This window comes from Pontibacter russatus (genome assembly GCF_009931655.1).
Lineage (GTDB): Bacteria > Bacteroidota > Bacteroidia > Cytophagales > Hymenobacteraceae > Pontibacter > Pontibacter russatus.
This window is the reverse complement of the sequence record NZ_CP047984.1, coordinates 3,621,624-3,646,415: the sequence shown is the minus strand read 5'-3', so window position 1 is coordinate 3,646,415 and position 24,792 is coordinate 3,621,624. Positions and strand designations below refer to the sequence as shown.

Genomic DNA, 24,792 nt, shown 5'->3' with positions numbered 1-24,792 from the left:
TCTCTTAAAATATTTTTCAATTTCATATATAAACCATTGGCAACCAGGTGTATAATTCAACAAAAATTACTATATTTTTTAGCATTCACTGCAACTGTTAGCAATCAAAAAGTGTTAGGTATATATGAAAGAGAAAGAAGAAGAAAACGTGGTTTCGCTGTATCCGGAGGAGCAGAAAGAAACGGATAAAGAGTGGCAGAAATCCATTCCGGCGCAGGTGTTTCTGAACTACTTTTTTGCGATAAACTACCATATCCAACATTCCGGCGACAACGGCATGGACCACCTGGCTTTTTTCAGGGAGGCGAAGCCGGAGTTGAGTGAGCTGGATGCTGCAGAAGTAAAGCGCCTGCTGCTGAACTGCTGGAGCACAGAGTATGCCCTTCGCGCCACCGCCGAGCTGGGTGATGAGGCCTACATGCGGAACGCGCTGCACTGGACGTTTCCGCAGGCGTACTATACCATATTTTCCGGGCTGCAGGCCTTTCTGCGCACGCGTGGCCTGAGCACCAACAACGAAGCCTGGGTGCTGCGTGAGGCGGGACGCCTGGTGGTGAAAAACGCTTACCCGCGGGCAATCGGCTTCTACGCCTCCGGCCACTACGATGATTTTAATGTACACCGCCTGCCGCTGGCGCACTACAAGCCAGGCCTGCAGATTGCGGGCAAAGAGCTGGAGGCACAGGCCCAGATCGGGCAGTTTCTGCGCACCACGCGTCGCCAGAAAGCAAAGGCGGTGAGGCAGCAGGCACAGGCGAACCCGGCAACGGCTATCCGGAGCAGCCGCACCGGCGAGGTATTGCAGAAGTTCGGGCCGCAGCACTGGCAGCAGCTTACCTGGCGCGTAGGGTATACCACCCTATTTGACCTGATGGCACGCCTGCGTATCTCATCTTCGCACCGCGAAATTGAGCGCTTTGTGCAGGCAGATATCGACTTTAAGCTGTTCCACGAGTCGCTGCTGCAGATCGTGAGCTACCTGAACGGCATACACGAGAGCTATGTAGCACAGGCTATGGGCATAGAGCAGTATGAGGCGTTTGTGCAGGAACTGCCGAAGCACCTGCAGGGCTCCTTTGTGGCGGCCAGGATGCACGAGCTCGTAAAGCCGTTCTTTGGCAAAAACGACTTCCAGCTGGGTCAGGCAGCGTAAACTGTATCTGTTATATATACTTCCGGCTCCCGTGGGTTCTTTCCTGCGGGAGCCGTTTTAATTTTGAATGAGTAATGGAGTGATTGGGTGAATTTTATGAGGATAACGGAGCCGCTGAAAACCTCACAGCGTCTTTCCGACCTATGCGCGTTTGACCGAAACCGAATCGCAAAGACGCAAAATATTTTGCGTCTCTACCAGAGCCAGCAATCTAACAATTCAACAATCAGCAATTAAACTTTCCAAAGCTGCCGAATATTTCCGAATTTCGCAGATTATTCAAATCAACCACCATTAGCATAGGACGCATGCAACTGAGCGAACAGGAACTACGCAGACGCCACGAGCGCGAGGAGCTGGAGAAAATGGGCATCAACCCCTACCCCTCCGAGACATTTGAAGTTACTGCCACAGCCAAAGAGATAAAGGAGAATTTCGATAAGGAGAAGAACAATTACCAGGATGTGAGCCTGGCAGGCCGCCTGATGAGCCGCCGCATTATGGGCAAAGCCTCATTTGCGGAACTGATGGACAGCACCGGCCGCATCCAGATCTACGTGTCGCGCGACGACATTGCCCCCGGCGAAAACAAGGACCTATACAACACCGTGTTCAAGAAGATGCTGGACATCGGCGACTTCATCGGCATCAGGGGTTACGCATTCGTGACGCAGGTGGGCGAGATTTCGGTACACGTGACGGAGCTGAAAATCCTGACCAAGTCGCTGCGGCCATTGCCCATTGTGAAGCGCGAGGTGGACGAGAATGGCGTGGAGCACGTACACGACGCCTTCAGCGACCCGGAGCTGCGCTACCGCCAGCGCTACGTGGACTTGGTGGTGAACCCCGAGGTGCGAGAGACTTTCAAAAAGCGCACGCAGCTGGTAAACTCCATGCGCAGCTTCCTGACGGATAAAGGCTATCTGGAAGTGGAGACGCCCATCCTGCAGCCGCTCTATGGCGGTGCCGCCGCGCGTCCGTTCAAGACGCACCACAACACGCTGGACATGACGCTGTACCTGCGCATCGCCAACGAGCTGTACCTGAAGCGCCTGATCGTAGGTGGTTTCGACGGGGTGTTTGAGTTCGCGAAGGACTTCCGCAACGAAGGCATGAGCCGTTTCCACAACCCGGAGTTCACGCAGGTGGAACTCTATGTGGCCTACAAAGACTATAACTGGATGATGGACCTGGTGGAGGCGATGGTGGAGAAAGTGGCCCTGGACCTGCACGGCACCACGGAGGTGAAGGTTGGGGAGAACATCATCAACTTCCAGCGCCCCTGGAAGCGCTTCACGATGTTCGAGGCGATTGAGCACTTCACGAAGATCGATATATCCGAGATGGAGGAACCGGCGCTGCGCCAGACAGCAGAGGGCCTGGGCATCAAAATAGACCCGACGCTGGGCAAAGGCAAGATCATCGACGAGATTTTCGGGGAGACCTGCGAGCCGTACCTGATACAGCCGACCTTCATCACCGATTACCCGGTGGAGATGAGCCCGCTGGCTAAGAAACACCGCAGCAAGCCCGGCCTGGTGGAGCGCTTTGAGGCCATCTGCAACGGCAAGGAAATCTGCAACGCCTTCTCCGAGTTGAACGACCCCATTGACCAGCGCGCCCGCTTTGAGGAGCAACTGGAACTGGGCAAGCGCGGCGATACGGAGGCGATGGTGCTGGACGAGGACTTCCTGCGTGCGCTGGAGTACGGCATGCCGCCCACGGCTGGCCTCGGCATCGGCATCGACCGCCTGAGCATGATCATGACTAACTCCCACTCTATTCAGGATGTGCTGTTCTTCCCGCAAATGAAGCCGGAAAGACAAGAGAAAAGGGAAGAGGAGAAATAATACACCTATATATAAAATAGAAACGCCAGCTATATAGGAATAGCTGGCGTTTCTATTTTATATATGGCCTGTCACTTTATCGGCGACGTGCCTTTCGGACCGCTTGGGTTTCTTGGGTCGTTTATCATGTTCTTCACTTCCTGGTTGCTGTGCTTGTTTGTATCCGTATAGGGACTTTTCTGCACATTGCCCCCAGTGGAGGTAGCCATTCTGCCGGTGCTTTCGGTAATAGGAAGATCCGGGGCTTCGTTTACGTGCGCGTTGGTCATCCCATTCTTCTTGGTCAGTTTATCTGTCCAGGAGCTTGCCTTCTCTTTGCTGGCGCTGTAGCCCTTGCTCACCTGGTCACCCAGTTTCGTGGCTGAGTCCGCTACTTTCCTGCGGGTGACAGTGCCCTTCTCCGGGGCCAGCAGAACGCCCGCCAAAGCGCCAACCGCCGCGCCTGCAATCAGCCCGACAGCCAGTCCACCGCCACTGCTTCCTTTATGAGAAGTGTCTTTCTGCTTCATCTGGCGAACAGCGGATGAGGAGTTTGTGGTATAGTTTGATCTGCTTTCTCCGAGTGATCTGCATTCCATGTCAGTCTTCATAGTGTGTCCTTCGTTAAAGTGTAATCTTTTAATTATATGCTGCAGCCTGATGTAAACCGCTGCTCTTATTAACGCGAGAGCAGATAATAAGTTAGCGCAACGGGCTCAAAAACGAATACGCCTGCCCTCCAAGAGGGCAGGCGTATTTATAAACAAGAAGGTCAGGCCAAAGGGCGCAGCATATACATTGTGGTTTATATATCCGCTCCCTTCTACTCCCCAACAGCCCGCTTGCTAGCTAGCATAGGTAGGATTCCTGGCTTTTCAGGCGTTGCCGCCGCCAGTGGATCTTGTGCCAGAGCCTGCGCCGCCGCCGGCAGAACCGGTAGAGCCAGTGCCGGAAGAAGAAGACCCGCCAGAGGTAGTTCCGCCGCCGGTTGTGCCGGTAGAAGAGCCGCTGTAAGCCTGATTTGCTTTGTCTTTGGCACTGTCAACAGCACTGCTAGCTTTGTTATAAGCTTCGCTGCTCTTGTTCTTGATTTCTTCTAAACCTGCCTGCAGGTTCTTTTCCAGGTCTTTGCTTACTTTTCCGGCCCACTTCTTAACGCTTGTGCGCGTAGCCTCACCAGTGTCCGGAGCCATCATCAATCCGGCAATTACACCTGCACTGGCACCAGCCAGCATCGCCAGCAATATCTTTCCGCTGTTATCTTTCATAGTTTTAAATGGTTATATATTTACTTTAGTTTAAGCTGATTTTTCTTTCGTGTTTCTAATAACGTTCAAGTATAGCATTAAGTTATACCTATACTGATGAATACTATTATTAAAGATTTGGTGGAGACCAAAGGCCCCTGAAAAGCATACAGGCAGTCCAGGCGGTCATCTCATATATTTCCGGCACGGGCTATTATGCGCCCGCGTCCTCGTTTACCAGTTCGTCGTAGTTGTTGCGCATCTGGCGCTTCACATCATCCCAGGAGCCGTGCATTACCAGTTCATCGTCCTCCTGTACGCCCCTGTTCTTCAGGTTAGCAGTCCAGCGCTTTAATGTCTGGTTTAACTCGTCGCCTGCTTCTGTCAGGCTCTGGCGCACACTCTCACGGGCAGAGCGGCCATCTTCCGGCGCCAGCAGTATGCCAGCCAAAACACCGGCTCCTAAGCCCGCCAGCGAGGCCAGCAGTATCTTCCCATTGTCCTTGTTCAAGTTATTCATTTGCTTGGAATTTAGTTATATATGTTGTCCTTGTGTCGAAGTCTGCCAGTGTAACGGCGCGCGCATCCGCAGAAAAAACCCGATTGCTTTATATTTTCAATAATTTTGCACTCCGGAAATACATACGGTTAATGCCATACTAGGTTAATGTATGCACAACAACAGCAACCGCAGCGTATAAGGCTTAACCTATTTGAAGCCCCACTATGAAGAAACTGACCACTGCCGCCGCTGTGCTTCTGCTCGGCGGCCTTGTCTCCTGCGCCAACCGGCAAAGCGCCCTGCAGGCCACCTGCATCGACCCCGCCAGAATAAACCCCGATGGCATCTGCACCATGCAGTACGACCCTGTTTGCGGCTGCGACGGCAAAACATACAGCAATGCCTGCATGGCCGACAACGCCGGCGTCACCACCTACGCCCAGGGAGCCTGCAGCGGCAACCAAGAGTAGTTCTGCAACCCGTGTTTATATAAAACCTGAAGCGATTAGCGAGAAAAAATACTTTAAGCAGACAAAGCCCTTCCGGGTGCCCACGCACGACGGCAAGCTCATTGAGGAGCATTTCGGGCATGCCTCCACCCGCACCGGCGGCTTCAGCGTGGCCCACATGGTGGCCCCGCCGCACTGGGTCGAGCCGCATCAGAAACCGGAGTTCGACGAGATCACAATAGTGACGCGCGGCCGCAAACTGATAGAGATAGACGGCGAGGAGGTGGAGGTGAAGGCCGGCGAGTCTTTGCTGATCAAGGCCGGGGCCCGCATCCGCTACGCCAACCCTTTCGACGAGGAAGCCGAATACTGGTCTGTCTGCATCCCGGCCTTTGACATAAACACGGTACATCGGGAGGAGGAGTAAGTGATTTGAAGATGGGGAAATTTGGAGAGGTGCGGCTGGAGCGGTTATTCCGACAGATGGTTTATCTATCGTAAAACCAGCAAGGCGGCATCTTTCAGGAAGCTATAAAAGCATGCCGCAAGTTTGGCGCAAGCGTAAATGCGGCTGCCCAAGATGCCAGTTTGTGACTGGCGTCCCTCAAACTCCTGTTTCGCCTTTACAGACTTGCTGCCATATATAAACACCTTTACCGCTTCGCTCAAACTGGAGGTGTATATAAAAAGGCCTTTGCTGCGCAGCGAAGGCCTTTTTATATATGGGGCTGCGAATCTTCACATCCCCTCATCTTCAAATTTCCAGATCTATTACTTCTGAATCATGTTCACGATATCCTCAGAAATGCCCATGCTGCTGAAGCCGCCGTCGTGCATCAGGTTCTGCATCGTCACCATCTTCGTGAGGTCAGAGAACAGCGTGATGGTGTAGTCGGCGCAGGCCTCGGCGGAGGCGTTGCCCAGCGGCGACATCTTGTCGGCATAGTCGTAGAACACATCGAAACCGCCCACACCCGTACCGGCCGTGGTTTTGGTCGGGGACTGCGAGATGGTGTTCACGCGCACCTTCTTCTGCTTGCCCAGGCGGTAGCCGTAGTTGCGGGCAATAGACTCCAGCACCGCCTTCGCCTGCGACATATCGGTATAATCCGGGAACACGCGCTGCGCCGCTATATAGGACAGGGCCACAATGGAGCCCCACTCGTTCAGGGCGTCCTGCTTCTCGGCCACCTGCATGAGTTTATGGAACGAGAGCGCCGACACGTCCAGCGTTTTCAGGAACCAGTCGTAGTTCATGTCGCCGTAGGATTTGCCCTTGCGGATGTTCGGGCTCATGCCGATGGAGTGCAGCACGAAATCTATTTTGCCGCCCAGGATTTCCTGCGATCTGGTGAACAGGTTCTCCAGGTCCTCTACCGAAGTAGCGTCGGCAGGCACTATCTCGGCGTTGCACTCCTCCGCCAGCTTTTTGATTTCCCCCATGCGCATGGCCATCGGCGCGTTCGTCAGCACGAACTGGGCGCCTTCCTCGTGCGCGCGCTTCGCTACCTTCCAGGCAATTGACTTTTCGTCCAGAGCGCCGAAAATAATTCCTTTCTTTCCTTCAAGCAGATTATAGGACATGTTTTTTATGTTGTTGTTTTGGTATGACCGCGTTTAAGGCAGCAATATAAGCATAAGTCCTTAGAGTGAAAGCAACTCTTTTGCACTTTGATAGGCGTTGGCGCTCGGGTTGGCCCCCGCAATCATGTGCGCAATCTCATTCACGCGCTCCTCCTCATTCAGTTTTCGCACCCGGCTGATGGTGCGCTCTGCCGTGTCTTCTTTATACACAAAGTAGTGCGTGTCGCCTTGCGCGGCAATCTGGGGCAGGTGCGAGATGGCGATAATCTGGTGCTTCTGCGCCATCTGCTGCATCATCTTTCCCACCTTCACGGCCACCTCGCCGGAGATGCCCGTGTCAATCTCATCGAACACAATGGTGGGCAGGGCAGTCTTGTCGGCCAGCATGTACTTGATGCTGAGCATCAGGCGCGAAAACTCCCCGCCGGAGGCCGCCTTTATCAGCGTTTGCGGCTGTGCCCCTTTGTTGGCGCTGAACAGGATGTTGATGTCATCGGTGCCCGTGGCGGTGGGCGCTACCTCCGTGTGCTGAATGACGATACGGGCGTTTGGCATGCCCAGGTCCGCCACCAGCATATATAGTTCCTGCTGGAAAGTCTCGAAGGAGGCCCTGCGGCGTTCTGACAGGATGGCGGCTTTCTCATGCACGTCCTTCTCCGCCTGTTTCATGGCCTTCTCGGTGCTGGCAATGGCGTTGTCGAGGTTCAGCACGCTGCCCACTTTTCCCTCCAGCTCGCGCTGTAGTTCCAGCAGCCCGGCAATGGTGGCAACCTGGTGCTTGCGCTGCAGGGTATATATCAGGTTCAAGCGTTCCTGCACCTCCACCGTCCGCTCCGGGTCGGCCTCGGTGTTGCGCTCGGCGTCTTCCAGTTCTGCGGCAATGTCGTTCAGCTCAATCATGCAGCTCTCGGTGCGCGTGCGCAGTTCCTCATATTTAGAAGAGAATTGCGCCAACTGCCCGATGAGGTAGGCCGTGTCTTTCAGCGCCGACGTGATGTTAAATTCCGATTCTGTGAGGCTCTGCACCGCCTGCGTCAGCTTCAGCTTGATGTCCTCGGCATTCTCCAGTTGCTTCAGCTCCTCCTCCAACTCCTCCTGCTCCTTCTCCTGCAGGCTTGCCTCCTCCAGCTCGTTCAGCAGGAACGCGTGGTAATCGTGCTCTTTCTGGGCCTGCGCCAGCTGATCAGTCAGCTTTTTATAGTCGCTCTCCAGCTTTTTGTACTGGCGGTAGCTCTCGTTGTAGGTGCGCAGGTACGACAGGTTGCCCGCGTATATATCGAAGGTGGTGCTGCCCATGGCCGCCGTGTTGCCGGCATATATGTCCAGGATGTTGAGCTGATAGCTGGTGTCGCCGAGCTGAAGCGTGTCGTGCTGCGAGTGGACATCCATCAGGTTCTCCCCGATTTTCCGGATCACGTCCAGCGTCACGGGGGTGTCGTTCACGAAGGCGCGGCTCTTCCCGCTCGGGCTGATCTCGCGGCGCAGGATGCACTGGCTGTCGAAGTCCAGGTCCTCTTTCGAGAAAAGCTCCTGCAGGTGGTAGCTGGATATATCGAACACGCCCTCGATCACGCACTTCTCATCCTGCTTAAACAGCAGTTTGGTATCGGCGCGGTTGCCCAGCAGCAGGCCGATGGCCCCCAGCATGATGGATTTACCGGCACCGGTCTCGCCGGTGATGATGTTGAGGACCGGCGACGGGCGCATCTCCAGTTGCTCAATCAGGGCGTAATTCTTTATTTTAAGATCTGTCAGCATACATCAGGACACAAGACTTTTTTGCCTATGCTAAAGTTCGGAAATTCTGTTGGAATGTAAGTCAATAAAGCGACACAAGTAGCATGGTTCGAGGCTTCTCGTTTCGATTAGAACTTACTTACTGCATGTTTTCACCGGCAGGTTGTTGGTGACAACACGCAACAACGGCCGAATTGTTTACTGTTCTTCCCTGCCAAACAGGTGATTATCGTATGTGAAATTGCCTTAGTTAGCGTCAGCCTATATATAAAAGCAGGCTGCGGAACGCAACCCGAAGTTATATATACCACCTGCCGTTAATACGGAGCCTCCATATCATATATGATTTCCTCGATCTGGTCGATAGGCAGGATGTGCTTCCCGAACCGGTGATCCTGCAGTTGGAGTTCGTCAGCCGTCAGTTGGAGGATGTCGCCGTTCAGCACCACTTTGGTACGCAGCACCACCTGCACCGTCCGCCGCTGCAACAGCTCCGGTATATGCTGGGGTATGTCTTTTCTGTTGATGCGTTTCTGCCGCTTGCCCATGGGGTACAGGTATGTGAATACGGCATTGGCGCCGGGGCGTGAAGATACGTGCTTTTTGCGGAATTCTAAAAATATTAGCGTTTTAGCAAACCCTCGTACTTGGTGTTATTGGTGGGGTCCACCTGCGAGAGGATGGTATAGGCCTGCTGCTTCTGGGCCGGGGCAGCGGCCTGGAACATGTTCACCAACTCGTCCGATTTGGCATCGAAGAAGGAACGGATGATGGCGGAGCCGGGCTGCTGCCGCTGCAGTTTCTGCAGGCTCTCCAGAAAGGTGAGCACAGTTCCGCGCGCTTTCTCCGGGTTCTCAGCCATCATGTCGAGGCCCTGGCGGTGCATGCTGTAGATGCCTTCGCGGAACGGCAGGAACTGGGGGTCCTGCAGGTTGTCGATGAGCCAGTAGCGGTTGCGGTTGCTGTCGAAGGCTTTCCAGCCGGGGTAGTTTGCACCCTGCGAGGCAGCCAGGTTCAGAATGCCGCGCGCCCTGTCGAAGGCAGGCGAGCCGCCCAGGCGGCCGAAGCTGTCGTTGTCCATCCCCACAATCATATAGGCGTAAAAGGCCAGCATGGAGGAGAGGTTGGAGGTATAGCTGTTCTCGGCAAAGTCGAGCGGCTGGGCTGTGTTGTATTGGAAGGTCCAGTCCTTGTCGATGAAGGAGAAGAGCGTGGACTCGTAGGCGGTGCCGTAAGCCGGCCGCACCGACACCACCTGCACATCCGCCTGGAAAGTCCCGATCTCCGGCATGGCCGTCAGGTTAATCAGCAGGCGGCACTTGATGCGCTCGTCCGGGGCGTAAGCCTGGTCGGTCCAGCGGCGGTTGTTCATAAACTCAAAGATGCTGCTCTGCATGTCCGCGAACAGCTGCCGGTCGGTGTACTGCACCTGCTCGCTGTTTACCACCACATCGCACTGCAGTTCCTGCGCCCTGGCCACCCAGGCCGTGCAAAGCAGCAGCAGCAACACAAATACCTTCTTAGCCATGTAGTCTGTCCCAGATTAAGTTAATAATGTCCTCCGCCACCTCCGCTTTCTGTTTCAGCCCAAAGGCCGTGGTGGCGTTTTGCTCGATGACCGTGATTTTGTTGGTGTCGTGCCGGAAACCGGCCCCGGCGTCGTTCAGTGAGTTCAGCACGATCATGTCCAGGTTCTTTTTCCGCAGCTTTTCCCGGGCGTTGGCGCTCTCATCGTGCGTCTCGAGGGCGAAGCCCACCGAAAACTGCCCCGGCTTTTTGCGCTGGCCCAGGGCCGCTGCTATATCAACGTTCTTAACCAGTTCAATCGTCAGCTCGTTCCCGGTTTTCTTGATTTTTTTGCCCTCCACCTGCTTCGGCCGGTAGTCGGCCACGGCGGCGGCAAACACCCAAATGTCAGCGGCATCGGCCAGCTGCAGCGCCGCCGCATACATTTCGTCGGCCGTCGTAACGTTGGTAAGGGATATGTTTTCGTGCTTTGTGGTGAGATTGGTAGGCCCAGACACCAGCTGCACGGTGGCGCCGTGTTGCGCAAAGCCCTCTGCCAGGGCGTAGCCCATTTTGCCGGTGGAGTGGTTGCCGATAAAGCGCACCGGGTCGATGGGCTCCTGCGTGGGCCCAGCGGTGAGCAGTACGGTTTTGCCCTCAAACGATTTTTGTGTCACCTCCAAAGAAGTTCTGAAGTACCTGTACAATTTCCTCCGGCTCGGCCATGCGCCCCTGCCCCACCAGCCCGCTTGCCAGCTCGCCGTAGCCCGCCTCGATGATATGGTTGCCGTAGGCCTGCAATTTGCTGAAGTTGTTTTGCAGCGCCGGGTGCCGGTACATGTCCAGGTCCATGGCGGGGGCCACAAACACGGGGCAGCGCGCCGAGAGGTAGGTGGCGCTGAGGAGGTTGTCGCAGAAGCCGTTAGCGAGCTTGGCCACGGTATTGGCGCTGGCTGGGGCCACCACCAGCGCATCGGCCCACAGCCCGAGGTCCACGTGGTTGTTCCACGTGCCGGTCTCGTCCCGCACAAACTCGCTGAGCACCGGCCTTCTGGAAAGCGTGGCCAACGTGAGCGGGGTTATAAAAGCAGAAGCAGAAGCAGTCATCACGACCTGCACTTCTGCTTCTGCCTTTATGAGCTGGCGGACCAGCAGGGCTGCCTTGTAGGCGGCTATGCTTCCGCAAACTCCCAATATAATCTTTTTGCCCTGCAGCATCCGCTGTTCTTACAGGTCGGTTTCCTCCTGCATCTCTTCCTCACTTGGGTTCCTGACGTACACCTTTCCTTCCAGGAACTCCTCCACGGCCAGGTTAGTAGGCTTCGGCAGGCGCTCGTAGTACTTGGATATCTCAATCTGCTCGCGGTTCTCGAACACTTCCTCCAGGTTGTCCACGGTGGTGGCGAACTCCGCCAGTTTAGAGCTTAGTTCCTCTTTCAGCTTTACGGATATCTGGTTTGCCCTTTTAGAGATGACTGCCACAGACATATAGACGTTGCCGGTTTGCGCTGCAAAGTCGGCCATGTTGCGGGTAACGATAGATGATGGAACGTTTGCCATATATGGTATATACTTATGAATTCTGTTGGTTGCTGTTTCTGATTTTTTCGAGCTCGGCCCTTGTGTCGTCATATACCTGCTCCGCCTGCCGCCTGAATCTGCTGTCCGGGTACTGGTCTACGAAGCCCTGGAAATAATCGATGGCTTCGCTGAAGCGCTCCTCCTGCTTGTCCAGCACGCTCTCCATGGCAAAGCGGTACTGGGCATCCAGCTTCAGGAAAGCGGCCTCCTCGCTGTAGGGAGACGAGGCGTGCTCGCGCTGGAAGTTGTTGAAGGCCACCACCGCCGAGCGCCAGTGGCGCAGCTGGTAGTACAGGCGGGCCTGGTTAAACTCCTTTTTGTCGAGTTTGATATATAACTCCTCAATGGCCTGGTTCGCCTGCGGTACATATTCGCTGTTCGGGTACTGGACCACAAACTGCTCGAATGCCTGAATGGCGGTGATGGTCGGCGTCTGGTCCTCCTCAAAGCTCGGCGACTGCTGGTACAGCGACTGCGCCTGCAGGAAGGCGGCCTGCTCTGCCAGCGGGCTGCGCGGGTACGTGGTGTAGAACGTACGGAAATACGCGTCGCTCAGGATGTAGTTGCCCTGCATGTAGTGCGCCTGCGCCTGGTAGAACTGAGCGTTCTCGGCTTTGTCGGTACCGGCCAGCAAGGGCGTTATCTGGTCCAGCAGTTGCGAGGCACGGTAATACTCCTCCTGCTCGTAGTACTTCAGTGCCGCCTCGTACTTTTTGGTAACGTCGTTACTCTTCAGAAGCTTCTGAAAATTGCTGCAGCCACTGGCCAGCAGTAACAGGCAGAAAAGCGCAGCGGTATGTAGAAAGCCTTTATTCATGAACAGGCAAAATTATGGAATATCCTAATGATTTACAAAAATGTGACAGCAACGGCCCGTTTATCTTTTAAGGGGCCTGTTTTTTCCGCCTCAGGAAGCCTTTCTTTTGCTTTTTGGGTGCCTCAGCGGCGGTGGCTTCCTCCTGTTTTGCCCCCTTCGCGGCTGCGGCTGCTTCTTTTGGTTTTGGCTTAGCTGCACCGGATTTGGAGGCCGTCGCTGCCGGCTGCGCCGGGGCCTGCTCGTGCTGCTGCCCGGCAGTGCGTTTGGCCAGCACCTGCTCCTTGGTGGGCCGCAGCTCCGACAGCCACTTGAAGCCCGCCAGCATTTCGTCTTCCTCCTTCAGCTCGTGCGGGGGTATAAAGCTGGCATCGGGCTGCACCAGAAACGAGATGGTCTTCAGCTTGTCCTCCCCGAACTTCAGCACGATGTCGCTGCAGATGGCCTTATTCATCCCCGTCACCAGGGTATCGCCCTGCAGGGCATAGTACAGGCTCTCGCCGTTTCCGCTCACATTCACGCGCCGGATGTCGCCGTCCCGGAAGAAGGCGACCATGTCGCGGCCCTTCACCTGGTTATAGTTCTTCAGGGTGTCTTCAGAGGCGATAAAGGCGTTGCTGTACAGGTCCATCCGGTCGATGGTCTCGTTGCGCAGCGTGATGTGGATGGTGTCCGACACGATCTGGCTCCCGTCGCTCCACAGCACGGGCTTCACGTTCAGGTGCATCACCGAGTCGGTGCGGTTGTAGCTCAGCGAGTCGGCTTTGCCCTGCAGGTCCGATTTATATATCTTCACGTTGGGGTAGGCAAACACCATGCTGACGGAGTCCGGCGCCTTCGCCTCCCGGGAGTACAGCGTGTCGGCCGACAGGAACAGCGTGTCGTTGTTGAGCACGGTCTCCATAACGGCGCCGCCGCCATATACCTTTGCCTCGCCCCTTTCGCGCAAGTAGCGCCCAACCTGTCCGCGGATGGTCACGTCGTCCTTCAGGGAGCGCAGCGTCACGTTCTGCTCGGCGTAGCCGTAGCCCGTGTTCTGGTCGTAGAAGAGTTTATCACCGCCCAGCCGGTATTCCTCGGTCAGGATATAAGCGTTGCGCCCGAAGTTTGAGATCTTGGAGAGCGTGTTGTAGTTGCCCTCCTCAGCATATAAATCGCCCTGCTCCCCTTTGATGATGGTGGGCCCCTGGAAGTACACGATTTTGCTCAGCGTGTTGTACTTCATGTTCTCGGAGGTGATCTTATAGTCTTTGGTGGTTACCCGCACATCCTTCTGGAAAGCGTACATCTTGGAGTTGACATCGTAGGAGCCGATGCGGCTTTCGAGGCGGTTCTCCGGGTCCACAATCACACCGCCCTCGGTATATACCGCCGTCCGGGCATTCAGGTCGTAGTCCAGGCTGGGGGTGGTGAGGGTCATGCGCGGGTCCTTCATCACCACGTTGCCGGTCATCTTGGCGGTGCGCTTGTTGCCGTCGTACAGGGCGTGGTTGCCGGTGATGGTCACGGTGTCGGCCTGGTTGATGCGCACGTTGCCGAAGGCCTCCAGCAGGTCCGTTTCCTTGTAGCGGTACACCGAGTCAGCGGTGAGGGTGGTTTCCTTCTGCTTGAATTTCACCTTGCCGTAGAGCTTGTCGATCCGCTGCCCGTTGAAGACGCCGCCCACCAGCGAGTCGGTGCCCGGCAGGAGCTGCACTTTATCTGTCTGCCCTTCCTGCAACTGCGGACGCTGCGGTTGCTGCACCTTCGGCGTCGGGGCCTGCTGTTGCCCTTGCTGCACTTTCGGCTGCGGCGGGCGCTGCTGCGCGAAAACCGTCAGGCCGAACAGGGTAAAGAGAAGAGAAAACAGTAGTTTTGTGAACTTCATTTAGTATTTGGATTCAAGACGCAGGACATCAGACACGAGATTATCAATTTTTATTTATCACGGGTATTTAGAAAGTCTATTGTCTTGCGTCTACCATCTTGCGTCTTCATAAGAACATCAAAAGTAGAAAAAAATTACCAGCCGCTGCTTTATGCTACAGAAAGTTTCAGGTTTCATACAGTCCCACCGCCTCTGCCAGCCGGAGAGCAGAATTCTGGCAGCCGTGAGCGGCGGCATCGACTCCACGGTGCTCTGCGAGGTGCTGCACCAGCTCAAGTACGACTTCGCGATTGCCCACTGCAACTTCGGCCTGCGCGCCGAAGAGGCCGAGGCCGACCAGGTGTTCGTCAAAAAGCTGGCCAAAAAGTACGGTGTGCCTTTTTTTACCGAGAACTTCGGCACCCGCGCCTTTGCCGAGCAGGAGAAACTGTCTATCCAGATGGCGGCCCGCACGCTGCGCTACCAGTGGTTTGAGCAGGTGCGGCGGCAGGAGGGGTATGACTACATCGCCACCGCGCACCATAGCAACGACACAACCGAGACCATATTGCTGCACCTCACCAAAGGCACCGGCATTGCGGGGCTGCACGGCATCCCGCCTAAAAACGGCCCCATCATCCGCCCGCTGCTTTCTGTCACCAAAGACGACATCTACGAATTCGTGACTTCGGAGAAAATCATCTGGCGCGAGGACAGCTCGAACGACACCACCAAGTACCAGCGCAACAAGATCCGGCACGAGGTAATCCCGGTGCTGAAGGAAATCAACCCGAGCCTGGAGGAGACGATGCAGCACACCGCCGAGCGCGTGAGCCATGCCGAGGCCATTGTGGCCGCCTACATCGAGCAACTGCGGGAGCAGAGCGTAAAGGAAGCCGAATGCGCGGTTTATATAGCACTGGTGCCGCTGCGAAATGTAACCGGGCTGCCGGTGGTGCTGCACGAGCTGCTCCGCCCCTTCAACTTCAGCTATACCGTGGTGCTGGAGCTGGTGGAGGCATTAGAAGGTATATCCGGCAAGCAGTTCGACTCACCCACCCATACGCTGGTGAAGGACCGCGAACAGCTCGTGCTCACGCCCCGCAACCTCAGCAGCTTCGGCAGCATACTTATACAGGAAGGCGACACGGCGGTGGAGGCAGGAAATTCAAGTTTTAGCATCCGGTATGTGGACGCGGCTATATATAAACTGAATACCAAACCACACGTGGCTGCGCTCGATGCGGATCAGCTCAAGTTTCCGCTGAAGCTGCGCGCCTGGCAGGAGGGCGACTGGTTCGTGCCGCTGGGCATGAACGGCAAGAAGAAGATCAGCGATTTCCTGATTGATAAAAAGGTGCCGGCCAACCTGAAGCCGCAGACACTGGTACTCCTGTCGGAGCAGAGCATTGCCTGGGTGGTGGGTCATCGCCCCGACAACCGCTTCAAGGTGACGGACAAGACGGAGCGAGTGATGGAGATAAGCCTAAAGCGTATCTCGTAACACGTATCAGGTAGCACGATTAAAGCCATATATGGCCTTTGCCGGTAGAATGCGTTTGAAAGCTAAATAGATAAGTCGTGCTACGCGTGTCGTGGTACATGATTCGGCTACCCAATACGAAAAGACAGCTTGAGAACCTATTAGTACATGGAATTTCTTAGATTTACGGAAGTTAACCGAATCTCAAACCAAAATAAAGCATATCCGAAATGAAAGTAACTGTAGTAGGAGCGGGTAACGTTGGGGCAACATGCGCCGACGTGCTGGCTTACCGCGAAATCGCGAACGAAGTAGTTTTAGTGGATATTAAAGAGGGTTTTGCAGAGGGCAAAGCGCTTGATATCTGGCAGAAGGCCCCCATCAACCTATATGACACCCGCACCGTGGGCGTGACCAACGACTATGCCCGCACCGCGAATTCCGACGTGGTGGTAATCACTTCTGGCCTGCCGCGCAAGCCGGGCATGAGCCGCGACGACCTGATCTCGACCAACGCCGGCATCGTGAAGTCAGTGACCGAGAACGTGGTGAAGCACTCCCCAAATGCCATCATCATCGTGGTGTCTAACCCACTGGATGTGATGACCTATCAGGCGCATATATCCTCTAAACTGCCGCGCAATAAGGTAATCGGCATGGCCGGCATCCTGGACACGGCCCGTTACCGCGCGTTCCTGGCGGAGGAGCTGAACGTATCTCCGAAGGATATACAGGCGGTGCTGATGGGCGGCCACGGCGACACGATGGTGCCCCTTCCGCGCTATACCACCGTGGGCGGCATTCCGGTGACGGAGCTGATTGCGGAAGACAAGCTGAACGCTATTATTGAGCGCACCAAAACAGGCGGCGGCGAGCTGGTGAAACTGATGGGTACGTCGGCCTGGTACGCGCCGGGTGCGGCGGCTGCCCAGATGGTGGAGGCCATCGTGCGCGACCAGCGCCGTGTGTTCCCGGTTTGCGTGAAACTGGAGGGCGAGTACGGCATGGACGGCGTATACCTGGGCGTCCCGGTGATTCTCGGCGAAAACGGCATTGAGAAAGTGATCGAGCTGCAACTGAACGACGACGAAAAGCAACTGCTGGAGACGTCGCGCGGCCACGTGAAAGAGGTGATGGACGCACTGGACAAAATGTCGGCCAGCGCTTAAGCAACCACAGCCATATATAAACAGCGGCGGCGCTCCTTATCGGGGGCGCCGCCGCTGTTTATATATGGCCGAAGACGCTCGCGGCGTGCGCACCTGTCCCGAAGCATTTCGGGGGCTCCCGCGTTCGTCTGGCCTCTTGTCTGAATCAGGATTTACAGGATGAAAAAGATTTAGAGGATAACACCTAACCTATCTCCTCTATTTCAATCATCTTACCTACCTGAAATTTATATATACGCATATACACGCTGATGCCGCTCAATATCTGAAACCTGACAATTCTGTGACTTACTGCCTCGTCGAATCCAGCCACTCATGCGGGTTCCATTCCACCTGCCTTGCCCCTACCGGTTCATATATAACTTCGGGGTCCTCTACCTGCAGCAGCGTGAGCAGGCGCTCGCCGAGCAGCAGGTGCCACTGCGAGGCGCGGGCCAGTATATCGAGCAGGATTTGGGCGGTTTCCTTGTCTACCGCGTCGAAGTGGTGCAGCAGCAGCACGGTGCCTTTGCCGGTTATGTCTATATCCTTTAGGCTTTCTTTCAGGGAGCCGAAATCGCTTTTGTAGGTATCTTTAAAGCGTAGCTTCTGCTTCAGCTCGTCGTGCATCGCCTGGTCGGTTTCCCACTTGGCGCAGTCGAACTCGATGACGCGGTAGCGCTCTTTCCGGAACCACATCACATCCAGTTGCAGAAACTCCTGGCGGTGGTAGAGGCAGGCGTAGCCGTTCTGCAGGATGGCCCAGTCCAGCCGCTGCCACTCTTCCGGTTCATTTCGGAACACTGCCATATATACCTTAGTCTTTCTGGCTGGCTTGGAACAGCTTCTGCTTTTCCTCTTTGGAGAGGCTTTCGTAGCCGGAGCTGGAAATCTTGTCGAGGATGCGGTCTATCTCGTTCTGGCTCGGCTTGCCGCTCGCGCCGTAAGCCGCGCCGCCTCCCCTTGATGAAGCGGTGGATGCGCCCGCGTTGCGGTGCGTCACCTTCAGTCTGGGCCTGCGGCTGAACAGCCTGCCGAAAAAGCCCATCACCGCGTGCACCGGGCGGCCCAGGTCGTTGCCGCGCTGCAACTGCCGGATAAACACCCAGCCCAATATTGCCCCGCCTATATGGGCGATGTTGCCGCCCGCATTGTCGCCCACAGCCCCGGAGATGGAAAGCAGCACCAGGAACGCCGCGATATACTTTATCTTTACCGGGCCGATGAGGATGAGGTTGAAGGAGAAGTTGGGCAGCAGCGTGGCCGCGCCCACCACAATGGCCAGCACGCTGGCAGATGCCCCAATCATCATGGAGGCGGCGGCCCGGTTGGCAAAGTAAGGGATAAAGTTATAGCTCAGCAGGTACAGGATGCCGCCTGCTATCCCCCCGAGTATATATAAACTCAACAGTTTCTTCTCGCCCAGGTACTCCCGCACCAACTGCCCGAACCAATACAGGTTCAGCATGTTGAAGATGATGTGCAGAAACCCTTCGTGGGTAAAAAAGTAGGTAATCAGCGTCCAGGGGCGGGTCAGGAACGTGAGCGGGAACGAGTTGAGCGCCAGGTACTGCATGATCAGGCCATATATGCCCGAGGCACCCGTCAGGTACAGGATGGTGCGCGTCACGATCAGCACCACAAACACGATAATGTTGATCAGGATGAGCTGCTTCAGCGTGTTGTTGGGCTGCCGGAAGGCGTGCTTGATGTCTTCGATGATGCTCATTAGGCTTTAAAAGTTATCCTGATAGTCGTTTCGCTGCCACATTCTCACGAGTATATACGCGAACAGCATGCCTCCGAGGTGCGCAAAATGTGCTACGTTATCGCCCGGCGTCCGGTTGAAGCCCGCATACAATTCATAGGCCCCGTAAAACAGCACGAAGTACTTCGCCTTGATCGGTACGGGCAGGAACAGCAGCATCAGCTCAAGGTTCGGGAACAGCAGTCCGAAGGCCATCAGGATAGCGAAGATGGCCCCGGAGGCCCCCACCAGCGGGCTGTTGTACACCATCGTATATACCTGCCTCACCATGTCTCGGGTTGCCTCTATATACTCCGGGTTGTCGGGGTTGCGCAGGTAGCCCACCGTAAGCTCCCGCCCCACGCCCGTCCCCAGGTGCTCGTCCATATAGCTGTCGAAAGCCACCGGGCTGGGGTTCTCTATATAGATGGCGGTGTCCTCCTTCAGGGTGTGCAGCTCGTAGGCGCGCACACCGGTGTAGAGCAGGCTGGCGCCCAGCCCCGTGATCAGGTAAAAGGCCAGCAGGCGCTGCGGCCCCCAGAAGCGCTCCAGCATCGGCCCGAAGATGAACAGGCTGAACATGTTGCTGAACAGGTGCCCCCAGCTGCCGTGCATGAACATGTGCGAGAACAGCTGCACCGGCTTGAAGTAGTCGGAGCCGAAGTAATGCAGCGCAAAGTCCTCCATGGTGATGATGCCGCCATTCTGCAACAAGAATACAACCACGTTGATGATCAGGAGATTCCGGACCATGGGGGTGATACTGAACATGCTATCTTGTGTTTTAGTTAAATCCGGTCTATGTCATGATCTGAGGCCGGCACTTAGTTTCTATATATAAATTAAAGGGTAACTATCAGGAAGCTGGCGAATTCAGGCGTTAAAACAACCATTTAACAATCAACGATTAAACAACTACTCTCAGCCTTTCTGAAACAGCTCGTGCAGCTGGCCAAGCTCCATGATAACCAGCGTCTTCCGCCCGTCGGGCGCGTAATTGGGCACTTGGCACGCAAAGAGCTTGTCCACGAGCGAGTTCATCTCCAGGTCCGACATGCGCGCCAGCGACCGCGAGGCGATGCGGCGGGCCATGGCGCGGGCCAGGTTTTCCCGCTTATCAAGCTTCAAGGTGGCCGAATTGTTTTTGTACTGCTCAATTAATTCCTCCAGCAGTTCCTTCTCGCTGGCCGCATGCACATCGGCGGGTATGCCGTTCAGGATGATGGTGCTGCCGCCGAAATCCTCGAACAGGAATCCCATGTCCTTAAACTCGCCCGCCAGCTCGTGCATCAGCGCGGCGTCGGCGGGCGAGAGCTGCAGCGTCTGGGGGAAGAGCAGCGCCTGCGAGGCCCCGGTTTTCTTCTGCAGCGATGCGCTGTATTTCTCGTAGAGGATGCGCTCCTGCGCCGCCTGCTGGTCTATTATCAGCAAGCCCGACTTCACCTGCACCAGCAGGTATTTCTGGTGTATCTGGATAGCTTTGTTCGAATAGGCGGCGGCCACGTCCGGGGCGGCAAAGGCACTGTCGAGCAGCCCCGCGCCGGATGCGGCCGCAGCAGTGCCGTTCTCCTGCCCGGCCTGGTCCCGCAGGGGCTCATACAGCTGTTCCCACCCTTTAGAGGTGGCTCTCCGGGCTGATACGGGCGGCGTGAACCCCGGGAAGGCCGTGCTCTCCCCGCTCCTCGGCCTGCTGTTGCCAGGGTCAAACTCGTTGTAGCCGCCCTGCACCCGGATGGGCTGCAGCGGGGCAAAGTTCACGTCTCCCTCAAAGTCCAGCGAGGGGGCGATGTTATAGGCGCCGAGGGCTTTCTTCACAGCGGCATGCACAATGGCATATACCGTTTTTTCGTCCTCAAACTTAATCTCGGTTTTGGTGGGGTGTACGTTGATGTCGATCTTCTCCGGCTCCAGCTCAATGAACAGCACGTAAAACGGGTGGTTCTCCTTCGGCACCAGCCCCTCGAAGGCCGTCATCACGGCGTGGTTCAGGTAGCCGCTCTTCACGAAGCGGTTGTTCACGAAAAAAAACTGCTCGCCGCGCGTTTTTTTGGCGTGCTCCGGCTTGCCTATATAGCCTTTCACCGTCAGAAACGTCGTGTCCTCCTCGCAGTAGGCCATCTGCTCTTTGTAGGCGCTGCCAAACACGCTCACGATGCGCTGGCTCAGCTTGCCCGCTGGCAGGTTAAACACCTCGGTATCGTTGTGGTGCAGCGTGAAGGAAACCTCCGGGTACGCCAGCGCCACCCGCTGAAACTCATCCAGGATATGGCGCATCTCCACAGCATTGGTTTTCAGGAAATTGCGGCGGGCAGGCACGTTAAAGAACAGGTTTTTCACAGCGATGGACGTTCCGGCTGGCGTCACCACAGGCTCCTGCAGCACAATGGCCGAGCCTTCCACCACCAGCCTGGTACCGGCCTCGGCGCCGTGCGGCTTCGTTTTCATCTCTACCTGCGCCACCGCCCCGATAGAGGCCATCGCCTCGCCCCGGAAGCCCATTGTCCGGATGCGGAACAGGTCTTCGGTGGATCTGATCTTGGAGGTGGCGTGGCGCTCGAAGCACATGCGGGCATCCGTCTCCGACATGCCGATGCCGTTGTCCACCACCTGCACCAGTTGCTTGCCCGCCTCCTTCACAATCACCTGGATGCCGGTGGCCCGGGCGTCCACGGCGTTCTCCAGCAACTCCTTCACCACCGAAGCGGGGCGTTGCACCACTTCACCGGCGGCAATCTGGTTTGCCAGGAAATCAGGCAGTAAGTGTATGATGTCGGGCATCCGGTTCTTAAGTTCCTCAATTCTATATATAAATTCCTGCTCGCCGCAGGCCGGCCGAGATATACCCGGCTAAATTTTTGCTCTTACTAAATATGCAAAAACAGAACTTATTCAGAATTAAAATTATTATTAATTTACAGACAGATTATTAAATTAGGTCGGGAAACGGCCAACGGCTTGCAAATGGCCTCGCCTGAAATAATAACGAGGGGCACGCGCGATTCAGGAAGCAGGCAGCGTTAGCACTCTGGGAGACCCCGGGCCGCATCGCCTGCCGGCGAGCCTCAGCCTCACTTCCCTCTCAGCTGCACTGCAAGGGAAGTGCGGGCGGCACTGCTGAATTTATAGTCTGTATGCTGATGCCGCCTATTGCAAAATTAGGCTTAATTTTGACTTGTTCCAATTAATAAAAAAACCGTAGTACAGGATGTTGAAGAGTTTTAGCTTGGGGTTGTTGATTCTTATTTTTCTTTTCATGGGGCCGCTGATGTCTTTGAAGTCATCGGAGAAGGTGATCCTGAACCCGAAAGAGAAAATGTGGGTCGACAGCGTGATGGCGACGCTCTCTCCTGACCAGCGCATCGGCCAGCTGTTCATGGTGGCCGCCTACTCCAACAAAGACAAAAAGCACTTCCGTGAGATAGACACCCTGGTGAGCCGCTACGGCATCGGGGGCATCATGTTTATGCAGGGCGGGCCCGCGCGCCAGGCGGTGCTCACCAACCGCTTTCAAAGCCAGGCGCGGGTGCCGCTGCTCGTTGCCATGGACGCCGAGTGGGGCCTGGACATGCGCCTGGACAGCAGCATGCACTTCGCGCGCCAGATGACCCTGGGTGCCCTTGACGACGAAAAGTACATCTACCTGATGGGCCGCGAGATCGCCCTGAAGATGAAGCGGCTGGGCGTGAACGTGAGCTTCTCGCCGGTGATGGACGTGAACGTGAACCCCGCCAACCCCGTGATCGGCAGCCGCTCCTTCGGCGAGTCCAAAGAGGAGGTGACGCGCCGCGGCATCGCCTACATCAAAGGCCTGCAGGACCACGGCGTGCTGGCGGTGGCCAAGCACTTCCCCGGCCACGGCGACACCGACACCGACTCCCATCACACGCTGCCCGTCATTCCCCACGACATGAAGCGCCTGACCGAGGTGGAGCTTTACCCTTTCAAGAAGGCCTTCGAGGCGGGCGTGATGGGCGTATTGGTTGCGCATCTATATATGCCCGGCATCGACACCACCCGCAATTTGGCCAGCACCCTCTCCCCCGCCCTGGTAACCGGGCTCCTGAAAGAAAAGATGAAGTACAACGGGCTGGTCTTCACCGATGCCCTGAACATGAAAGGCGTGAGCCGGTACTACAAGCCCGGCGAGGTTGACCTGAAAGCGCTGCTTGCCGGCAACGACGTGCTGCTCTTCCCGGAGAATGTGCCCACTGCCGTCAGAAAAATAAAAGGGGCCATAGCGGACGGCCAGCTGACGCAGGAGGAGGTGGACCAGCACGTGCGCAAAATCCTGCGCGCCAAGTACTGGGCCGGGCTCAACAAGTACAGGCCGGTGGTGCTGGAGAACCTGCAGGAAGAAATAGACAGGCCCCTCAGCGCGGTGGTGCAGGAGCAACTGTACGAGCACTCCGTGACCGTGGCACGCAACAAAGGCGCTCTGCTCCCTTTCCGCAACCTTGACACGCTGAGCATCGCATCTGTGGCCATCGGCGCACCCGTTGGCAATGTGTTCCAGGAAACGCTCGGCAATTACGCCCCCGTCAACCGCTTCACCATCCCCGACCGCTTCGCCCCGGACTCGGCCTTCACCAAGGTTATCCCGAAACTGAAAGACAATGACCTGGTGGTGGTGAGCATCCACAACATGAACATCACCCCGGCCAAGGATTTTGGCGTGGGGGTTGGCACGCGGGCCTTTATCCAGTACCTGCAGGAGCGCACCGACAAAAAGGTGGTGGTGGTGGTGATGGGCAATGCTTACAGCCTCAAGTTTTTCAAAGGGTCTGACTGGCTGGTGTGCGGTTACGAAGACAACCCGGTGGCCCAGGCGCTGGTGCCGCAGGTGCTGTTCGGCGCCCGTGCAGCCAAAGGCAAACTGCCCGTGACCGCGTCGCCGGAGTTGCGGGCGGGCACCGGCGTCCCCACGCAAGCCATCGGCCGCCTGAAGTACGGCACTCCCGAGAGTGTGGGCATGGACTCCGAAGTACTCGCGCAGATAGACAACATCGCCCTGGAGGCCATCGCCTATGCCGCCACGCCCGGCGCCCAGGTGCTGGTGGTGAAAGACGGCACGGTTATATATGACAAGGCTTATGGCCACTACACCTACGAGAAAGTAAGACCCGTCACAAAGAACACGGTATATGATGTGGCCTCCATCACCAAGGTGGCGGCCACGCTGCAGGCCATCATGTTCCTGAAAGACCGGGGCAAGATAAGCCTCGATGCGAAGGTGTCATCGTACCTGCCGGAACTGAAGGGAACGAACAAAGAGAACATGGTGATGCGCGACGTGCTCACGCACCAGGCCGGACTGCTCCCGGTGCTGCCGCACTGGCAGAAAACGCTGGCCACCGCCGAGACAAAGGACATGTTTTACGCCAGCGTCCAGACGGACTCATACCCCAACGTAGTGACGCCCGGCTTCTACTCCATCAAAACCATGGAAGACTCGCTTTGGGCCTGGACAGTGAACTCCAGGATGCTGCCGCGCAGCAAAAGCGACAAAGGCTACGACTACCGCTACAGCGACCTGGACTTCTACGTGCTGAAGCGCGTAGCCGAGAAGCTGCTGAACCAGCCGCTCGACGAGTTTATGGACCAGAACTTCTACGCGCCCCTCGGCCTGAGCACCATGACCTACAAACCGCTGCTGAAGCACTCCCGCGACGTGATTGCGCCCACCGAGGACGACCGCTACTTCCGGCACAACCTGATATGGGGCAGCGTGCACGACCAGGGCGCCGCCATGCTAGGCGGCGTGGCGGGCCATGCGGGCCTGTTCTCCAATGCCAACGACCTGGCCATCCTGCTGCAGATGAATCTGCAGAACGGCAAATACGGCGGCCAGGATTACTTTACCACCAGCGTGGTGCCGGAGTTCTCGAAAAGGCAGTCGGAGAAGAGCCGCCGCGGCCTGGGCTGGGACAAGCCGGAACCGGAAGGCAGCGGCCCCACGTCCGAGCTGGCCCCGATGAGCACTTTCGGCCACACCGGCTTTACCGGCACGGGCGCCTGGGTAGACCCTGAGAACAAGCTTATATATATCTTCCTGTCTAACAGAGTTTTCCCGGACGCGGGCAACAATAAGCTGGTAAAGTATAACATCCGGACCAGGATACACGATGTGGTTTACAAAGCCATTATACCTAAAACATAAATGAAAATC

General features: G+C 56.3%; 21 protein-coding genes and 1 pseudogene. 7 read left to right on the top strand and 15 right to left on the bottom strand.

Going from position 1 to position 24,792, the window contains the following annotated elements:
- The first annotated feature begins 124 nt into the window (after window positions 1-124).
- Together GSQ62_RS15175 and lysS are read left to right on the top strand one after the other, a co-directional pair.
- Window positions 125-1,153 carry a hypothetical protein gene (locus GSQ62_RS15175; RefSeq protein WP_161890293.1) on the top strand — a complete coding sequence of 343 codons (1,029 nt, stop codon included), beginning with the start codon at window positions 125-127 and terminating at the stop codon, window positions 1,151-1,153.
- A gap of 308 nt (window positions 1,154-1,461) precedes the next feature.
- Window positions 1,462-3,003 (top strand): lysine--tRNA ligase, encoded by a 1,542-nt coding sequence (gene lysS / locus GSQ62_RS15170; protein ID WP_161890292.1) that lies wholly within the window; start codon window positions 1,462-1,464, stop codon window positions 3,001-3,003.
- Window positions 3,004-3,074: 71 nt separating this feature from the next.
- Here the strand turns inward: lysS and GSQ62_RS15165 are convergent, their stop codons facing one another.
- The 3 genes from GSQ62_RS15165 to GSQ62_RS15155 form a co-directional block, all read right to left on the bottom strand.
- Window positions 3,075-3,581 (bottom strand): YtxH domain-containing protein, encoded by a 507-nt coding sequence (locus tag GSQ62_RS15165; RefSeq protein WP_161890291.1) that lies wholly within the window; start codon window positions 3,579-3,581, stop codon window positions 3,075-3,077.
- 276 nt (window positions 3,582-3,857) lie between these two features.
- Window positions 3,858-4,250 (bottom strand): YtxH domain-containing protein, encoded by a 393-nt coding sequence (locus GSQ62_RS15160; RefSeq protein WP_161890290.1) that lies wholly within the window; start codon window positions 4,248-4,250, stop codon window positions 3,858-3,860.
- A gap of 193 nt (window positions 4,251-4,443) precedes the next feature.
- Complete coding sequence (locus tag GSQ62_RS15155; RefSeq protein ID WP_161890289.1) at window positions 4,444-4,749, bottom strand: YtxH domain-containing protein; 306 nt, start codon at window positions 4,747-4,749, stop codon at window positions 4,444-4,446.
- Between the two features lie 206 nt (window positions 4,750-4,955).
- Here GSQ62_RS15155 and GSQ62_RS15150 point away from each other — a divergent pair, with 206 nt between their 5' ends.
- The gene (locus GSQ62_RS15150; protein WP_161890288.1) at window positions 4,956-5,201 is read left to right on the top strand and encodes a Kazal-type serine protease inhibitor domain-containing protein; all 246 of its coding nucleotides are present in this window, start codon (window positions 4,956-4,958) and stop codon (window positions 5,199-5,201) included.
- Between the two features lie 76 nt (window positions 5,202-5,277).
- Window positions 5,278-5,607: a cupin domain-containing protein gene (locus GSQ62_RS15145; RefSeq protein WP_237586654.1), complete on the top strand. Its 330-nt coding sequence runs from the start codon at window positions 5,278-5,280 to the stop codon at window positions 5,605-5,607.
- A gap of 344 nt (window positions 5,608-5,951) precedes the next feature.
- Here the strand turns inward: GSQ62_RS15145 and GSQ62_RS15140 are convergent, their stop codons facing one another.
- The 8 genes and pseudogenes from GSQ62_RS15140 to GSQ62_RS15100 form a co-directional block, all read right to left on the bottom strand.
- On the bottom strand, window positions 5,952-6,764 hold the full coding sequence (locus GSQ62_RS15140; protein ID WP_161890286.1) for an enoyl-ACP reductase FabI: 813 nt from the start codon (window positions 6,762-6,764) through the stop codon (window positions 5,952-5,954).
- 60 nt (window positions 6,765-6,824) lie between these two features.
- Window positions 6,825-8,522 (bottom strand): DNA repair protein RecN, encoded by a 1,698-nt coding sequence (recN, locus tag GSQ62_RS15135; protein ID WP_161890285.1) that lies wholly within the window; start codon window positions 8,520-8,522, stop codon window positions 6,825-6,827.
- A gap of 296 nt (window positions 8,523-8,818) precedes the next feature.
- Window positions 8,819-9,049: a hypothetical protein gene (locus tag GSQ62_RS15130; protein WP_161890284.1), complete on the bottom strand. Its 231-nt coding sequence runs from the start codon at window positions 9,047-9,049 to the stop codon at window positions 8,819-8,821.
- A 74-nt stretch (window positions 9,050-9,123) separates the two neighbouring features.
- Complete coding sequence (gene porD, locus GSQ62_RS15125) at window positions 9,124-10,029, bottom strand: type IX secretion system protein PorD (protein ID WP_161890283.1); 906 nt, start codon at window positions 10,027-10,029, stop codon at window positions 9,124-9,126.
- Window positions 10,022-11,225, bottom strand: a pseudogene (coaBC, locus tag GSQ62_RS21165) (bifunctional phosphopantothenoylcysteine decarboxylase/phosphopantothenate--cysteine ligase CoaBC). Before coaBC ends, porD begins: the two are co-directional and overlap by 8 nt.
- 9 nt (window positions 11,226-11,234) lie before the next feature.
- Window positions 11,235-11,567 carry a DNA-directed RNA polymerase subunit omega gene (locus tag GSQ62_RS15110; RefSeq protein ID WP_161890280.1) on the bottom strand — a complete coding sequence of 111 codons (333 nt, stop codon included), beginning with the start codon at window positions 11,565-11,567 and terminating at the stop codon, window positions 11,235-11,237.
- Window positions 11,568-11,580: 13 nt separating this feature from the next.
- On the bottom strand, window positions 11,581-12,405 hold the full coding sequence (locus tag GSQ62_RS15105; RefSeq protein WP_161890279.1) for an outer membrane protein assembly factor BamD: 825 nt from the start codon (window positions 12,403-12,405) through the stop codon (window positions 11,581-11,583).
- A gap of 67 nt (window positions 12,406-12,472) precedes the next feature.
- On the bottom strand, window positions 12,473-14,269 hold the full coding sequence (locus tag GSQ62_RS15100) for an OstA-like protein (RefSeq protein ID WP_161890278.1): 1,797 nt from the start codon (window positions 14,267-14,269) through the stop codon (window positions 12,473-12,475).
- A gap of 151 nt (window positions 14,270-14,420) precedes the next feature.
- Here GSQ62_RS15100 and tilS point away from each other — a divergent pair, with 151 nt between their 5' ends.
- Both tilS and mdh read left to right on the top strand, forming a co-directional pair.
- On the top strand, window positions 14,421-15,752 hold the full coding sequence (tilS, locus tag GSQ62_RS15095) for a tRNA lysidine(34) synthetase TilS (protein ID WP_161890277.1): 1,332 nt from the start codon (window positions 14,421-14,423) through the stop codon (window positions 15,750-15,752).
- A gap of 209 nt (window positions 15,753-15,961) precedes the next feature.
- Window positions 15,962-16,900 carry a malate dehydrogenase gene (mdh, locus tag GSQ62_RS15090; protein WP_161890276.1) on the top strand — a complete coding sequence of 313 codons (939 nt, stop codon included), beginning with the start codon at window positions 15,962-15,964 and terminating at the stop codon, window positions 16,898-16,900.
- Between the two features lie 288 nt (window positions 16,901-17,188).
- On the opposite strand, the gene GSQ62_RS15085 is transcribed toward mdh, so the two are convergent.
- From GSQ62_RS15085 to mutL, 4 genes are all read right to left on the bottom strand, one after another.
- On the bottom strand, window positions 17,189-17,689 hold the full coding sequence (locus GSQ62_RS15085; RefSeq protein WP_161890275.1) for a barstar family protein: 501 nt from the start codon (window positions 17,687-17,689) through the stop codon (window positions 17,189-17,191).
- Between the two features lie 7 nt (window positions 17,690-17,696).
- Window positions 17,697-18,608, bottom strand: a complete 912-nt coding sequence (locus GSQ62_RS15080; protein ID WP_161890274.1) for a rhomboid family protein — start codon at window positions 18,606-18,608, stop codon at window positions 17,697-17,699.
- A 6-nt stretch (window positions 18,609-18,614) separates the two neighbouring features.
- Window positions 18,615-19,397: a rhomboid family intramembrane serine protease gene (locus GSQ62_RS15075; RefSeq protein WP_161890273.1), complete on the bottom strand. Its 783-nt coding sequence runs from the start codon at window positions 19,395-19,397 to the stop codon at window positions 18,615-18,617.
- Between the two features lie 150 nt (window positions 19,398-19,547).
- Window positions 19,548-21,404, bottom strand: a complete 1,857-nt coding sequence (gene mutL, locus GSQ62_RS15070; RefSeq protein ID WP_161890272.1) for a DNA mismatch repair endonuclease MutL — start codon at window positions 21,402-21,404, stop codon at window positions 19,548-19,550.
- Between the two features lie 487 nt (window positions 21,405-21,891).
- Here mutL and GSQ62_RS15065 point away from each other — a divergent pair, with 487 nt between their 5' ends.
- Complete coding sequence (locus GSQ62_RS15065; protein ID WP_237586652.1) at window positions 21,892-24,783, top strand: glycoside hydrolase family 3 N-terminal domain-containing protein; 2,892 nt, start codon at window positions 21,892-21,894, stop codon at window positions 24,781-24,783.
- Window positions 24,784-24,792: the final 9 nt, after the last annotated feature.